16 protein-coding genes are annotated in these 13,766 nt (G+C 65.9%); 4 read left to right on the top strand and 12 right to left on the bottom strand.

From position 1 onward, the window contains the following. Positions 1 to 93: 93 nt before the first annotated feature. The gene (locus tag ACN2C8_RS11680) at positions 94 to 672 is read left to right on the top strand and encodes a fasciclin domain-containing protein (RefSeq protein WP_419251936.1); all 579 of its coding nucleotides are present in this window, start codon (positions 94 to 96) and stop codon (positions 670 to 672) included. Between the two features lie 42 nt (positions 673 to 714). Here ACN2C8_RS11680 and ACN2C8_RS11675 read toward each other — a convergent pair whose 3' ends face one another. The 4 genes from ACN2C8_RS11675 to ACN2C8_RS11660 form a co-directional block, all read right to left on the bottom strand. Beyond that, positions 715 to 1,518, bottom strand: coding sequence for a DUF3313 family protein (locus ACN2C8_RS11675; protein WP_419251935.1), 804 nt, complete (start codon positions 1,516 to 1,518; stop codon positions 715 to 717). A gap of 103 nt (positions 1,519 to 1,621) precedes the next feature. Continuing rightward, positions 1,622 to 1,975 (bottom strand): hypothetical protein, encoded by a 354-nt coding sequence (locus tag ACN2C8_RS11670; protein ID WP_419251934.1) that lies wholly within the window; start codon positions 1,973 to 1,975, stop codon positions 1,622 to 1,624. 11 nt (positions 1,976 to 1,986) lie between these two features. Continuing rightward, positions 1,987 to 4,203 (bottom strand): phosphoribosylformylglycinamidine synthase subunit PurL, encoded by a 2,217-nt coding sequence (purL, locus tag ACN2C8_RS11665; protein ID WP_419251933.1) that lies wholly within the window; start codon positions 4,201 to 4,203, stop codon positions 1,987 to 1,989. A 63-nt stretch (positions 4,204 to 4,266) separates the two neighbouring features. Then, complete coding sequence (locus ACN2C8_RS11660) at positions 4,267 to 4,569, bottom strand: hypothetical protein (RefSeq protein WP_419251932.1); 303 nt, start codon at positions 4,567 to 4,569, stop codon at positions 4,267 to 4,269. Between the two features lie 249 nt (positions 4,570 to 4,818). Between ACN2C8_RS11660 and ACN2C8_RS11655 the strand changes: the two genes are divergently transcribed. Then, a complete protein-coding gene (locus tag ACN2C8_RS11655) occupies positions 4,819 to 5,433 on the top strand; it encodes a peptidylprolyl isomerase (protein ID WP_419251931.1) in 615 nt (204 codons plus the stop codon). 109 nt (positions 5,434 to 5,542) lie between these two features. Here the strand turns inward: ACN2C8_RS11655 and ACN2C8_RS11650 are convergent, their stop codons facing one another. The 6 genes from ACN2C8_RS11650 to ACN2C8_RS11625 all read right to left on the bottom strand — a co-directional run bounded on the left by ACN2C8_RS11650 (position 5,543) and on the right by ACN2C8_RS11625 (position 11,143). Then, positions 5,543 to 7,492 carry a CocE/NonD family hydrolase gene (locus tag ACN2C8_RS11650; RefSeq protein ID WP_419251930.1) on the bottom strand — a complete coding sequence of 650 codons (1,950 nt, stop codon included), beginning with the start codon at positions 7,490 to 7,492 and terminating at the stop codon, positions 5,543 to 5,545. Positions 7,493 to 7,590: 98 nt separating this feature from the next. Next, on the bottom strand, positions 7,591 to 8,253 hold the full coding sequence (gene purQ, locus ACN2C8_RS11645) for a phosphoribosylformylglycinamidine synthase subunit PurQ (protein ID WP_419251929.1): 663 nt from the start codon (positions 8,251 to 8,253) through the stop codon (positions 7,591 to 7,593). A gap of 76 nt (positions 8,254 to 8,329) precedes the next feature. Then, entirely contained in the window at positions 8,330 to 9,028 is a 699-nt protein-coding gene (locus ACN2C8_RS11640) for a TIGR02594 family protein (protein WP_419251928.1), read from the bottom strand. Between the two features lie 93 nt (positions 9,029 to 9,121). After that, positions 9,122 to 9,610: a DUF3291 domain-containing protein gene (locus tag ACN2C8_RS11635; RefSeq protein WP_419251926.1), complete on the bottom strand. Its 489-nt coding sequence runs from the start codon at positions 9,608 to 9,610 to the stop codon at positions 9,122 to 9,124. Between the two features lie 74 nt (positions 9,611 to 9,684). Beyond that, positions 9,685 to 9,861 carry a rubredoxin gene (locus ACN2C8_RS11630; protein ID WP_419251925.1) on the bottom strand — a complete coding sequence of 59 codons (177 nt, stop codon included), beginning with the start codon at positions 9,859 to 9,861 and terminating at the stop codon, positions 9,685 to 9,687. 7 nt (positions 9,862 to 9,868) lie between these two features. Continuing rightward, positions 9,869 to 11,143 (bottom strand): cytochrome P450, encoded by a 1,275-nt coding sequence (locus tag ACN2C8_RS11625; protein WP_419251923.1) that lies wholly within the window; start codon positions 11,141 to 11,143, stop codon positions 9,869 to 9,871. Between the two features lie 85 nt (positions 11,144 to 11,228). On the opposite strand from ACN2C8_RS11625, the gene ACN2C8_RS11620 reads away from it, so the two are divergent. Then, a complete protein-coding gene (locus ACN2C8_RS11620; RefSeq protein ID WP_419251921.1) occupies positions 11,229 to 11,855 on the top strand; it encodes a TetR/AcrR family transcriptional regulator in 627 nt (208 codons plus the stop codon). Between the two features lie 12 nt (positions 11,856 to 11,867). Here the strand turns inward: ACN2C8_RS11620 and purS are convergent, their stop codons facing one another. Continuing rightward, positions 11,868 to 12,107, bottom strand: a complete 240-nt coding sequence (purS, locus tag ACN2C8_RS11615; protein WP_419251919.1) for a phosphoribosylformylglycinamidine synthase subunit PurS — start codon at positions 12,105 to 12,107, stop codon at positions 11,868 to 11,870. Between the two features lie 123 nt (positions 12,108 to 12,230). Then, positions 12,231 to 12,989: a phosphoribosylaminoimidazolesuccinocarboxamide synthase gene (gene purC / locus ACN2C8_RS11610; RefSeq protein WP_419251917.1), complete on the bottom strand. Its 759-nt coding sequence runs from the start codon at positions 12,987 to 12,989 to the stop codon at positions 12,231 to 12,233. A gap of 285 nt (positions 12,990 to 13,274) precedes the next feature. Here purC and ACN2C8_RS11605 point away from each other — a divergent pair, with 285 nt between their 5' ends. Then, on the top strand, positions 13,275 to 13,592 hold the full coding sequence (locus ACN2C8_RS11605; RefSeq protein ID WP_419251916.1) for a DUF1476 domain-containing protein: 318 nt from the start codon (positions 13,275 to 13,277) through the stop codon (positions 13,590 to 13,592). Positions 13,593 to 13,766: the final 174 nt, after the last annotated feature.

Below are 13,766 nucleotides of genomic sequence, written 5' to 3'. Positions count from 1 at the left end.
TTAATTTTTATCCGGCGCGCATCCGGGTGCGTGGCGTGCCCGTAGCTGTCTTCGTCCCAGCAACGGACCAGTAACTCCCCCGGAGAAGACCCCATGAAGAAGACCATGATGCTCGCCATCGCTGGCGTGCTTGCGATCTCGTGCGGCGGTTCCGCATTCGCGAAAATGGAACATCATGCCTCAGGGCATGGAAAGACTGTAATGGTGGGCGGCGCCACCATGTATCCGACCAAGAACATTATCGAGAACGCGGTCAACTCAAAGGACCACACGACCCTGGTCGCCGCCGTCAAGGCCGCTGGTCTGGTCGAGACCCTGTCCAGCCCGGGCCCGTTCACGGTGTTCGCCCCAACCAACGCCGCCTTCGCCAAGCTGCCGGCCGGCACGGTTGAAACCCTGGTCAAGCCCGAGAACAAGGGCACCCTGACGACCATCCTGACCTATCACGTCGTGGCGGGCCGTCTGACGGCCGCCGACATTGAAGCCAAGGCCAAGGCCGGCGGCGGCAAGGCTGTGCTCACGACCGTACAGGGCCAGCCGATCACCGTGGCCAAGGGTCATCACGGCTGGACGATCACCGACGCCAAGGGCGGCGTCTCGAACATCACCATCGCCGATGTTCTGCAGTCCAACGGCGTGATCCACGTCATCGACACCGTGCTGATGCCCTGACCCGCCGGTTCCCGGGCCGCGCGTAAACGCGGTCCGGGGCCGCTACTTCTTCGGCGGCGGAGCCTTGGCGGGCGTCTCGCCTCTGGAGTCCGGAATGTACAGGTTGGTGAGGCCCCCGGCGATCATCCCGCCCGGCTGAAAGCGATCACCATAGGCCTTGCAGGGGTCGGTTTTGCTGTCGATCTTGCGCGACTTCAGCCCCTTGGGGGTCATGATCTCCGCGGCCGTATCGGCAAAGGGCTCTGCGAACTGCAGGGCATCGCCCATGCGCGACAAGGATGGATCGTCGGTGCCGACCGCCATGGCGCGCCGCGCCCAGGCGATGGCGGCGATCTGGCGCTTGTCGCTGGCCGCACGCATTTCCGCCTCGACGCCCAGTCCGCCCAGTGTGCCCGGAGCGCGCAGGCCTATCGGACCCGGAATGAAGAAGCCCGACGCTGCCGAAGCGGCAGAGGCGATCCGGCCGGTGGGTTCGAACCATGTGACGGCCGCGCGCACATCGGCGTCGGCCTGATCGGCGGCGACGATCTCGAACCGCTCGGACAGCTCGAAACACAGTTGCGCATCGACCTCGCGCAGCACGGTGTGGCGTTCTTCCGGCGTCAGGGGCGAGCGGCTGTCGGCGCCGTCGGAGAGGACCGCCGGCGTCAGGGTCACGCGGCGCACGGCCTCCAGCGCTGCTGGATCGCGAAACTGGCGGATTTTGGCTCGGCCGCTCTTTTCCCGCGGCTGAAGGCCCTCATAGCCGCTCAGGAAGCCTGAGCGGTCGGGGGCGGCTGTCGCACAGGCCCCCAGTGTCAGGGTGAGGCCCGTAATGGCCAGGGCGCGGGTCAATCTGGGGTGCATGATGTTGTGTCCCGCTCAAACGTGGCCTTAGAGAGGCAGTTCACCCGCCCTGTCATGGCGCGCGGCCGGCCCGGAACATCCGGGGCCGCAACCCCCTGCAGGATCAGTCGACGCAGATCGCGCCGGTGGTCTTGCCGTCCTCGACCCTGGCGTAGCAGCCGAACTGGACGCTGGTCTTCTGACACTGGCCCGTGACCGACGCCTGCGGCTCCAGATTGCCCTCAAGGATGCAGGCGCCTTCGCACTGGGCCTTGTCGGTGCAGGTCTTGCCGGCATCGGCATAGGGCGTGACGCAGGTAGGCAGCCGCAGCTTGCCGCCCCTCTGGATCACCCCGCCGCGCGCGACGCAGGCCGCTTCGGAGACCTCGGCCGTCGGCGACGGCGCCGGCGCGGTCGGGGCGCAGGCCGTCAACAGCGACAAGGCCAGGGCGGCGGTCGCCAGGATCGAGAGTTTCATTTTGGGCGACCTCAGGCCGCCGTGCCCATGAAGCCCGGCATCCAGGCCTCGTGGGCCGCGCGCAGGGTTTCGAGGGGGATGGAGAACAGGCCGGTGGAGGCGAAATCCTCGCCGCCGGCCACGCCGGCCAGGCTGGCGCGCACGCCGGCCTCCTTGGCCGCCGCCAGCACCGCGTCCGGATCAGGCGTGGCGACCAAGTAGCGGGCCTGGTCCTCGCCGAACAGATAGGGGTGGGCGTGCAGGCTGCTGGAGGCGTTCAGGGTGATGCCAACCTTCGAGGCCAGGGCCACATCAGCCGCCGCGATCAGCAGGCCGCCGTCCGACAGGTCGTGCAGACCCGCCACCAGGCCGGTGGGGATCAGGTCGCGCACAAAGTCGCCATGCTTGCGCTCGGCGGCCAGGTCGACCGGCGGCGGGGCGCCGTCCTCGCGACCCAGGATCTCGCGCAGATAGATGGAGGCGCCCAGTTCGCCGCGGCTTTCCCCGATCAGCACCAGGGTGTCGCCTTCGGCCACGTTGCCAAAGCCCATGCGCAGGTCGTAGTCGACGAGCAGACCCACGGCTCCGACCGTCGGGGTGGGCGGAATGGCGACGCCGTTGGTCTCGTTGTAGAGCGAGACATTGCCGCTCACGACAGGGAAGTCCAGCGCGCGGCAGGCCTCGGCCATGCCGTCGGTGGCGCGGACGATCTGGCCCATGGTCTCGGGCTTCTCGGGGCTGCCGAAGTTGAGGTTGTCGGTGATGGCGATCGGCAGCGAGCCGGCGGCCGTCAGGTTGCGCCAGGCTTCGGCGACCGCCTGCTTGCCGCCCTCATAGGGGTCGTTCTGGACGTAGCGCGGGGTGACATCGCTGGTCACGGCGATGGCCTTGCCCTTGCCATGGATGCGCACGATGCCGGCGTCGCAGCCGGTGGCGCTGTCTTCCAGGGTGTCGGCCATGACGTGGCGGTCGTACTGTTCCCAAAGCCAGCGCTTGGAGGCCATGTCGGGGCAACCGACGACCTTGAGCACAGCCGCGTTCCAGTCGGCGGGGGCGGGGATCTGGCCAGGGTCGAGGCGTGGATGCAGGGTCGGCTGGACCCAAGGGCGGTCATACAGCGGCGCGTCATCGAACAGCGGGGCCAGCGGCACGTCGCAGACCAGTTCGCCGTGATGCTTCAGCACCAGGCGGCCGGTGTCGGTGGTGTAGCCGATGACGGCGGCGTCTAGGCCCCACTTTTCGAAGATGGCGTGGCCTTCGTGCTCGCGGCCGGGCTTGAGCACCGCCAGCATGCGCTCCTGGCTCTCCGACAGCATCATTTCATAGGCGCTCATGCCGGTTTCGCGCTGCGGGACCATGTCCATGTTCAGCTCGATGCCGACCCCGCCCTTGCCGGCCATCTCGACCGAGGAGGAGGTGAGACCGGCAGCGCCCATGTCCTGGATGGCGGCGACGGCGCCGGTGGCCATCAGCTCAAGCGTCGCCTCGATCAGCAGCTTTTCGGCGAAGGGGTCGCCGACCTGGACGGTGGGGCGCTTTTCCTCGGAGTCTTCCGAGAACTCGGCCGACGACATGGTCGCGCCGTGGATGCCGTCACGACCGGTCTTGGAGCCGAAATAGACCACGGCCAGGCCCGCGCCCGGCGCGGCCGAGTAGAAGATCTTGTCGGCGTCGGCCAGGCCCACGCACATGGCGTTGACCAGGATGTTGCCGTTATAGCCGCTGTGGAAATTGGTCTCGCCGGCCACTGTGGGCACGCCCACGCAGTTGCCGTAGCCCGCTATGCCGGCGACCACGCCGTCGACGAGGCGCTTGGTCTTGGGGTGGCTGGGATCGCCAAAACGCAGGGCGTTGAGCAGGGCGATCGGCCGGGCGCCCATCGTGAAGACATCGCGCATGATGCCGCCCACGCCTGTCGCCGCGCCCTGATAGGGCTCGATGTAGGAGGGGTGGTTGTGGCTCTCCATCTTGAAGATGATCGCGTCGCCGTCGCCGATGTCGATGACGCCGGCGTTCTCGCCGGGGCCGCAGATGACGCGCGGGCCGGTGATCGGGAACTTCTTCAGCTGGTTCTTGGACGACTTGTACGAGCAGTGCTCGGACCACATCACCGAGAACACGCCCAGCTCGACCAGGTTGGGCTCGCGGCCCAGGCGGTCGAGGACGATCGCGTACTCTTCGGCGTTGAGGCCGAATTCACGGGCCGTTTCGGCCATGGACTTTGCGGCAGGCGCGGAGGGGGTGCTCATGGGGGCGCGTTCTAGCGCGCTGTCACGGATTCCGCCACCGGCGAGGACCAGTTCGAGACCGGATTATCCGCCGATGCGACCAGATTTGCCGGCGGGGGTCTCCTCCATGGTCTCGGGGGGGGCGACCTTCGCCGGCTTGCCGGTCAGATCGGCGACAGCCGCCTCGACGTGGTGGCAGGCGATGGCGATCCAGCCGTCCATCCGGGCTCCAGCCCCGGTGAACGACTTCTGCTGGATCGCCAGGCCCGCCGTCAGCACGCCAAGCAGGAACAGGGGAGCGACGACCACGCCGATCAGGGGATTCCCGGGCTTGCGGCGCTTGCGAGCCCAGACCGGGACGCCGCTCGCGGGTTCAGGAGTGCTCATCGTTGTGTCCCATCGAGTTCGTCGACGGCTCCTGGCGTTCGCGCGACGGCGCGGGCCAGGAACGTCGCTTCTTGTGCTCGCTGATTAGTGACGCGCCCCACGTCACTTTCCAGCGTTCTCCCCCTCGGCGCGAGCTTTGCCGTCCGCGCCAATCCAGTGAGGCGACTACAGGGCTCGAAACGGCATGGCGGCAGCGGCCGAACATGATCATGCTGCAAAGGTCAAGGATGCCGATCGAGGTTAACCGCCATGCCGTCACTGAATGGACATTTCGACCGCCGTCGGGTGCTTGCCGGCCTGCTGATCGTGCCGCTTGGCGCAGCCGGGCAGGGGCCTGTTCGCGTGCGAATGAGCACGGGCCTGGGCGTCATTGTCATTGAACTTTACCCCGACAAGGCCCCGATCTCGGCGGCCAACTTCCTGGCCTATGCCGACCAGCGTCTCCTGGACGGCGGTAGCTTCTATCGGACGGTCGGCCCGTGGAACGACAACAACCCGGCGACCATCAGCGTCATCCAGGGCGGGCTGAACCGCGACGACAGCCCGCTGCCGTCCATCGCCCATGAAACGACCAGGGCTACAGGCATCCGCCACACGGACGGTGTGATCTCGATGGCGCGCGACGGGCCGGGCACGGCGGGGGCGGAGTTCTTCATCTGCATCGGCGACAATCCAGCCCTGGATTTCGGCGGCGCCCGCAATCCCGATGGCCAAGGCTTCGCGGCGTTCGGGCGGGTGGTCGAGGGCATGGATGTGGTCCGCAAGATCCACAAGGCGCCGGCCCTCAGCAACGCCAGCGATCCCTATCTGAAGGGGCAGATGATCACCGAACCTGTCAGGATTCAGACCCTAGGCCGGAACTAGAGCGTTATTCGGCGAAGTGGATACCGGTTCGCCGCCGAAATAACGCGTCAAAACAAGAATCTAGAGCAAACGACATGATGCAATCATGGCGACCTTTGCTCTAGGGCCGCTACTTCTCCACCACCGGCAGCTCGATGAAGCTGGCCGTTTCCCCCGCGTGGAACACCCGCTGGGTCGCTTTCACATAGTCGGCCGGCTTGGCCAGCAGGATGTTGGGCGTGAAGGTCTGCGGGTTGCGGTCATAGAGCGGGAACCAGCTGGACTGCACCTGCACCATGATCCGGTGCCCGGGTTTGAAGGTGTGGTTCGCGGTGGGCAGGATGAACTGGTACTTCAGCGGCATGTTGGGCTTGATCGCCTTGGGATCGCTGAAGCTCTCGCGATAGCGGCCCCGGAAGATGTCCATGCCCACGGCCAGCTGGTAGCCGCCCAGTTCGGGCTGGCTGGGGACCTCGTCGGGATAGACGTCGATCAGCTTGACCACCCAGTCGCTGTCGGTGCCGCTGGTCGAGGCCATCAGATTGACCTTGGGCACGCCGGCGATGGTCACGGGCTTGTCGAGAGGCTCGGTCGTGTAGGTCAGCACATCGGTGCGATCGGCGAAGGCGCGCTGGTCGGTGACCAGCCATGACTTCCAGCGGTCTCCGTCCGCAAAGCGCACCGGACGCGGCAGGTAAGGCACCGGCTTGGCCGGATCGGAGACATATTCGTCATAGGCCGCCGCGCCCTTGGCCGCTGCCGGAGCGGTGAAGGACAGGCCGCCGCCGGCCGACAGATAGAGCGGTTTGGACTTGGACTGGCAGTTGCTCTCGCAGGCCAGCGGCCAGCTCTTGAACCGGTCCCAGTGATTGGCGCCGGTGTCGTAGATCAGCACCGGCGGGGTGTCGGCCTTGGGCGCGCCGTCCTTCAGATACTGGTCGAAGAAGGGCTTGAGCACGTCGCGGCGGAACTGCAGGGCGGTGTCGCCCTCCCACTTGAACGGACCCAGGTTGTAGCCGTCGTAATTGACCTGGCTGTGCCGCCAGGGGCCGAGGACCAGGTAGCTCTTGTCGTTGGCCGTGTCCTTGGGCTCGGTGGCGGCATAGGCGTGGACGCCGCCCCACATGTCTTCCTGGTCCCACAGGCCCTGGATCCACATGACCGGCACGTTCAGCGGGGTCTTGGCCATGGTCTTGTCGAGGGCCTGTTCGCTCCAGAAGGGCGTGTAGGCCGTATTCTCGACCATCTTCTTCCACCAGGGCAGGCCTTCCAGACCGTTCAGCCTGGCGTAGTCGCCGGCCGAGCCGGCGCGGCGGAAGGTTTCATAGTCGTCATAGCCGGGCCGCACCACGTCGTCCGCCGCGCCGCGCGCGGTGGTCTGGCTGGCGAAAAAGTCGAAGTTCACCTGACGGAACGCGCCGTGGTGGAACCAGTCGTCACCCATCCAGCCGTCGATCATCGGGCTCATCGGGGCGGCGACCTTGAGGGCCGGGTGCGGATTGACCAGGGCCATCACCACGGTGAAGCCCTCATACGAGCTGCCCAGCATGCCGACCTTGCCATTGGTCTCGGGCACGTTTTTCACCAGCCAGTCGATGGTGTCGTAGGCGTCGGTCGAATGGTCGACCTCGGAGGAATTCAGCGGCCCCTTCAGCGGCCGGGTCATCACATAGTCGCCCTGCGAGCCGTACTTGCCGCGCACGTCCTGGAACACGCGGATATAGCCGCCGTCGGCCACGAACGGCTCGTCGCCCTGGGGCAGGGTCGAGATCATGCGCGGGCTCTCGTTGCGCGTGGCCCGCTTGGCGGCGTTGTAGGGCGTGCGGGTCATCATGATCGGCAGGCTTTTGCCGCCCTTGGGGATCACGATGACGGTGTAGAGCTTGGTCCCGTCCCGCATGGGGATCATCACCACGCGCTTGTCGTAGTCGAAGCCCACCTTGGCGGCGACGTACTTGCCGTCGATGTCCGGCGTCATCGCTGCGGTTTGGGCCGCAGTCTGTGCGTGCGCGGCGGTGGCGACCACGGTGAGGGCGGCGGCGGCCAGCAGGCCGGCGCGGAACGTGGAAACGAGACTCATGGTGCGCTCCTGAAGGAGCGGGCACCTTAGGAGCGGTTGTGGCGGGGGGCTATGGTGTAACGCTTGCCCATCCTTCTCCCCTCGCGGGAAAAGGAGGTCTAGGCGCTGGCGAACACGCTGCGGAACAGGATCGCGCCGTCTTCCGAGCCGAGGTCGGCGTCGAATGACCGGTCGGGGTGGGGCATCAGGCCCAGGACATTGCCCTTGGGGTTGACGATGCCGGCGATGTCGCGAGCCGAGCCGTTGGGGTTGTCCTTGTAGCGGAAGACCACCTGGCCTTCGCCCTCCAGCCGGTCCAGCGTCTCTTCATCGGCGAAGAAATTGCCTTCGCCGTTGCCGACGGTCATCACCGCCTCGCGCTGCTCGCCGAACTCGGCGGTGAAGCGGGTCTGGCTGTTGACGATCTCCAGCTCGACCGGCTTGCAGATGTATTTCAGCTTCTCATTGCGCAGCAGGGCGCCGGGCAGCAGGCCCGCCTCGCACAGCACCTGGAAGCCATTGCAGATGCCGACCACGGCCATGCCGTTATCAGCGGCCTTGACGACCGCCTTCATGACCGGGCTTTGAGCCGCCATCGCGCCGCAGCGCAGATAGTCGCCATAGGAGAAGCCGCCGGGCAGAACGACCAGGTCAAGGTCATCCGGCAGGGCCGTTTCCTGGTGCCAGACCATCTCGACGCGGGCTCCGGCGGAGCGCTCGATGGCGACCTTGCAATCGCGGTCGCAGTTGGACCCTGGGAAGACGATGACGGCGGCTTTCATGGCGCGGGCCTGTAGCACCGTTCGCGCCGCCTGTCAGCGCATCCTTCGCCAGAAACGCCGCAAGATTGGACGCGGGTCAGGCTTCGTTTTTCGACAGGACGCCGGTCGCCGACACCTTGCGCGGGCCTGCCTTGCTCAGCGGCACGGTCGCGGGCCAGCGGGCGCCCAGAAGGCGATCCTTGGCGATGCGCGTGATGCAGACGCTGTCGGCCTGGTTGCCGCCCAGCACGTGATAGGCCTTGGAGTCCTCGCCGACATACAGGGCAACGTGGCCCTGCCACCCCTCGCGGCTTCCGCGCCAGAACACCATCACCGCGCCGGGGCGCGGGGTGCAGGGGCCGCCGAACTTCATCCAGTTGCGCGCGCCCAGCGGATTGTTGGGCAGGGGTTCGGTGGTCAGGGTGGCGCCGATGCAATGGGCGACGAACAGGCCGCACCAGGGAATGTCGTCGGAGTCATAGTCGATGCCCAGCTTTTCGGCCCAGTCGAGGAGCGTGGCGTTCGAGCCCGGGCCCGCAGTCTCGCGCAGGCCCATCAGTCGGCGGGCTTCCTGGAACCAGACGAGGGTGACGTCCTCCAGGCTGTCCTTTTCGGACTTGGCGTCGGGCAGCAGGGCCTTGGCGGTCTTGGGCCCGACGACGCCGTCGGCCAGCAGGCCCTTGCTGGTCTGGAAGGCGCGTACCGCCGCCGCTGTGCGGCGACCCCAGGCCCCGTCCAGGGCGCCGGGGTCAAAGCCCTTGGCGGCCAGAGCCTTCTGAATGTCGAGAATGGTCATGCGAGCACCCTCCCAAAGAACATCGTTCGATGTAATGTGCTCGTTCAGCGTGTGTAAGTCGAGTCCCTGACGCCGGGGGCTTGGGGCGGCGCTTTAGGCTCCGCATTCGTCCAGCACCGGAACGACCGGGAGGGCGTCCGGCGCCGGGAAGGGCGTCTTGAAGGTGAAGGCCGGAGCCGTCGGGCCGAACTGCTCCAGCAGCTCCAGCTTTTCCTTGGCCTCGTCGATGGTCGGGCGGTGACCGGCGGGGATCCACCACAACACCATGAAGACCTCCATGTGCTCGAACCACTCGCGGCGGCGGCGCATGATCTTCACGTGGTCGCCGCGATAGACGAAGGCGCCCAGCGACGGGATGTCGGTCCACACCGACATGTTGATGGCGATCAGCGGGTCTTCGTAGGGGGCAAGATCGGTGGCGTTGTTGCCGTCCCCCGTCAGTCGCCAGACGAAGCCCGGCGAGGTCTCGGCAATGGCGTTCACCGCGTCGAGGTTGTCTGCAAAGTCCTTGATCATCGGATGGTCGATCGGCGCGCGCAGGCGACCGATATTGACCTGAGCCAGTTCGTACTTCGAGCCCATCGCCTTCTCCCGCCAACTTAGACCGAACATTGTGCGGTCAGGCTGGCGAGGGAAGGGGCTTGGGGCCAAAAACGTCAGAGCTCGATCATATCGAAGTCCGACTTGGGCGTGCCGCACAGCGGGCAGATCCAGCGGGCGGGGATGTCCGCCCAACGGGTGCCTGGCGCCAGGCCCTCGCCTGGATCGCCTTCGGCCTCGTCATAGATGTAGCCGCAGGTTCGGCACTGCCAGACCTTGAAGGGCGCGCTCACGTCCGCCTCAGTGCATCTTGAAGCGGATCGGCACCGCCTTGGGGCCGCAGACGAAGTTGGCGGTCATCCGGGTGGGCTGGCCGTCCAGCTCGACGCTGTCGACGCGGGCCAGCAGCTCTTCCCACAGCACCCGCATCTCCATCCGCGCCAGGTGCTGGCCCAGGCACACATGGGCGCCGTAGCCGAAGGCCACGTGCTTGTTGGGCGTGCGGTCGATGCGGAAGCTGAACGGATCCTCGAACACCGCCTCGTCGCGGTTGCCCGACGGGTAGGACAGCATCATCCAGTCGCCTTTGGCGATCTTGCGGCCGGCCAGTTCGGCGTCGGCGGTGGCGGTGCGCATGAAGTGCTTGACCGGCGTCACCCAGCGGATCGACTCCTCGACCAGGCCCGGGATCAGGCTGGGATCGTTTTTGACGCGGGCGAACTGGTCGGGGTTCTCGGCCAGGGCCCACATCGCGCCGGCGGTGGTCGAGGAGGTGGTGTCGTGCCCCGCCGTGGCGGCGATGATGTAGTAGCTCATCGCCTCCAGGTGGCCCATCGGCTCGCCATTGACCTTGCCATTGGCGATGATGCTGGCCAGGTCCTCGCGCGGACTGGCCCGGCGATCCTCGGTCATGGCATTGAAATACTGCATAAAATCCATGATCACCGACTGCAGGCTGTCGATGCCCTCATTGACGTCCGCAGCAATCTTGCCGTCGCGGTTCAGATCGGGGTCGGCGCTGCCGAAAAGCTCCTGGGTCAGTTTCAGCATGCGCGGCTCGTCGGCCTCGGGCACGCCCAGGACCTCCATGATCACGTGCAGCGGATAGAGGAAGGCCACGTCGCGGGCGAAGTCGCAGCGATCGCCCTGGGCGGCCATGCGGTCGATGAAGCTGCGGGCGATTTCGCGGATCCGAGCTTCCAGCGATCGCAGGTTCTGCGGCAGCAGCGCGCCCTGGGTCACGCGGCGATAGGCGAAGTGGTCGGGATTATCCATCTGGACCAGCGAACGGACCAGATGCGGCGAGCCGCCCATCATGGCGCGCACCTTGTGGTCGGCCTCGATGGTGGTGACGATCGTCGCGCGGTCGCCGTTGTGGAACAGCTCGTTCTGGCGCTCGACCTCCAGGATGTCGGCATGGCGGGTGACCACCCAGAAGGGGTCGAAACCGTCGGGCTGGGCCACCTCCAGCGGGCTCTCGCGACGCAGCCGCGCGAAGGCCTGATCGATGCGGTCGCCGTCGGCATAGGCCTTTGGGTCGACGATGGTGTTTGCAATCTCAACGGGGATGGTCATGCGCGAACTCCTGGAACCTCCGGGAGCGGCTCTGTGGCCGCCTTTGTATTTGCTAGTTGTCCAACAAATAAGTAATCTCCGCAAGATGACAGCCACCCTTAAGGTTCCGCTTGTCCGCCGCAGCCAGTCCGACCGGCGCCAGCAGTCGGAGAGCGAGCTGCTGCGCGCGGCGGCCGAACTGATCCTGGAACGCGGCATGGCGGCCGCCACCTTCGAGAATATCGGAGCGAGGGCGGGCTATAGCCGGGGGCTGGCGACCCAGAAGTTCGGGTCCAAGCAGGGGCTGATCGAGGCGCTGATCGTCAGGCTTCAGGCGCGGCTGCAGGATCTGCTGGCCGACCGCCAGTTGGACTGCGCCAACGGCTTGGAGGCGATCCTGGGGTTCGTGGACATCTACCTGCGTAACCTGGCGGAGGATGGCGAGATGCGCGCCTATTTCGTGCTGATGGCCGGGGCCGTGGCCGAGGTCTCGGACCTGCGCGGACCGTTCGCCGCCGTGCACAAGGAAGTGGAGACCCGTCTTGAGGCCATGTTCCTGAGGGGGCAGGCCGAGGGCGTGATCCGCGAGGGGCTGAACGCCGACGCGGCCGCCCTGATGGTCGGCGCCCTGCTGCTGGGCCTCAGCACCCAGATGCTGGTGGATCCCGGCCTCGATCTGGAGCCGATCCGCGAGACCAGCTTGGCGACCCTCAGGGTCAGCTTCAGCGCCTGAGGCGCCAAGCGCCTAGTCGAGCGAGATCGCGTAGCTTTCGATCACGGTATTGGCGAGCAGCTTGTCGCACATCGCCTTGACCTCGGCCTGGGCCTTCTCGGCGTCGCCGTCGGCTACGTCGAACTCGATGGTGCGACCGACGCGGACGTTCTGGACATCGGCCCAGCCCAGGCCATGCAGGGCGGCTTCGACGGCCTTGCCCTGAACGTCGAGGACGCCGGGCTTGAGGAACACTTGGACCTTGGCTTTCAACTTCTTCTCCTCAAGGGAGAGGGGGAACCGCTTGGCGGTGGAGGGCGTACCGTCCACAACCCAGGGCCTTCCCCCTCCGTCGCCTTTGGCGACACCTCCCCCTTCGGGGGGAGGATCTGAAACCTAATGCATGCCGCCCTGAATGACGGTCGGCATTTCCTTCATGATACCCAGGCGGCGGGCCACCTCGGTATAGCTCTCGATGACATTGCCCAGATCGCGGCGGAAGCGGTCCTTGTCCAGCTTCTCGTTGGTCTGGCTGTCCCACAGGCGGCAGCTGTCGGGGCTGATCTCGTCAGCCAGGATCACGCGGCTGAAATCGCCTTCGTAGATGCGACCGAACTCGATCTTGAAGTCGACCAGCGTGATGCCGACGCCGCTGAACAGGCCCGACAGATAGTCGTTCACCCGCAGGGCCATGGCCATCATGTCGTCGATCTCCTGGGTGGCGGCCCAGTTGAACGCGGTGATGTGCTCTTCCGACACCATCGGGTCGTTGAGCTTGTCGTCCTTGTAGTAGAATTCGATGATCGAGCGCGGCAGGGCCTGGCCCTCGGGCAGGCCCAGGCGCGTGGCGATCGAGCCGGCGGCGATGTTGCGCACCACGACTTCGAGCGGGATGATCTCGACTTCCTTGATCAGCTGCTCGCGCAGGTTCAGGCGGCGGATGAAGTGGTTCTGCACGCCGATGCCGTTCAGGCGAGTCATGACGTACTCGCTGATCCGGTTGTTGATCACGCCCTTGCCTTCCAGCTGGGCCTTCTTCTCGCCGTTGAACGCCGTGGCGTCATCCTTGAAGTACTGGATCAGCGTACCGGGCTCGGGGCCCTCGTACAGGATCTTCGCCTTGCCTTCGTAGATCTTCTTGCGGCGGGTGGTCATGGCTCTCGTCGAGGCCCTTCATGGATGCAAAGCGCGCCCCCTGATCCGGGGGTGTCCTAAGAAACGAAAAGCGCGCGCGGCCGGATAGCTGCGCGCGGCGTTCGACTCAAGGCCGCTCACTGAAAATGTCGGGTTGAACTTATCTGAATGAGGGCGGGCGCGCAAACCTGGGGGTCAGCTTCCGTTCAGGTCTATGGGCGTAAAGCGAAGGCTGCGGCGTATCCGCCGATTGCGAGTTGGCCCATCACGGGATAGATAGCCGGCTTAGACGTATTTGGGGCCTTCATGACCACTTTCGACGATCGCGAACAGGGTTTCGAACGCAAGTTCGTTCTGGACCAGGACCTTGAGTTCAAGGCGACCGCGCGCCGCAACCGCCTGCTGGGCGAATGGGCCGCCGGCCTGATGGGCCTTGCCACGGTCGAGGAATATGCTCGCGCCGTCGTGAAGTCGGACTTCGAACAGCCCGGCGACGAGGATGTGCTGCGCAAGGTCTCGGGCGATCTCAAGGGCTCGGGCGTCGCGGTGTCCGAGAGCGAAGTGCGCATGAAGATGGACGAGCTGCTGGCCCAGGCCCGCGAGCAGATCAAGACCGGCGCCTGAAATCAGCGCCGGCCTAGAGCGTTTTCCGATAAGTGTGAAACGGTTATCGGATCGAAAAACGCTCTAAACTTTTGATTTAGAGCCCTTTTCGCCCGAACCTGATGAAGCCATCAGGTCGGGAAGGGCTCTAGGCCGAACGAACAAGGGCCGCCCTTCGGGGCGGCCCTTTTCTTT

Source organism: Caulobacter sp. ErkDOM-C (assembly GCF_048541825.1).
Taxonomy (GTDB): Bacteria; Pseudomonadota; Alphaproteobacteria; order Caulobacterales; family Caulobacteraceae; genus Caulobacter.
Note: the sequence above shows the minus strand (reverse complement) of the source record. Positions and strands in the feature narration are given on the sequence as shown.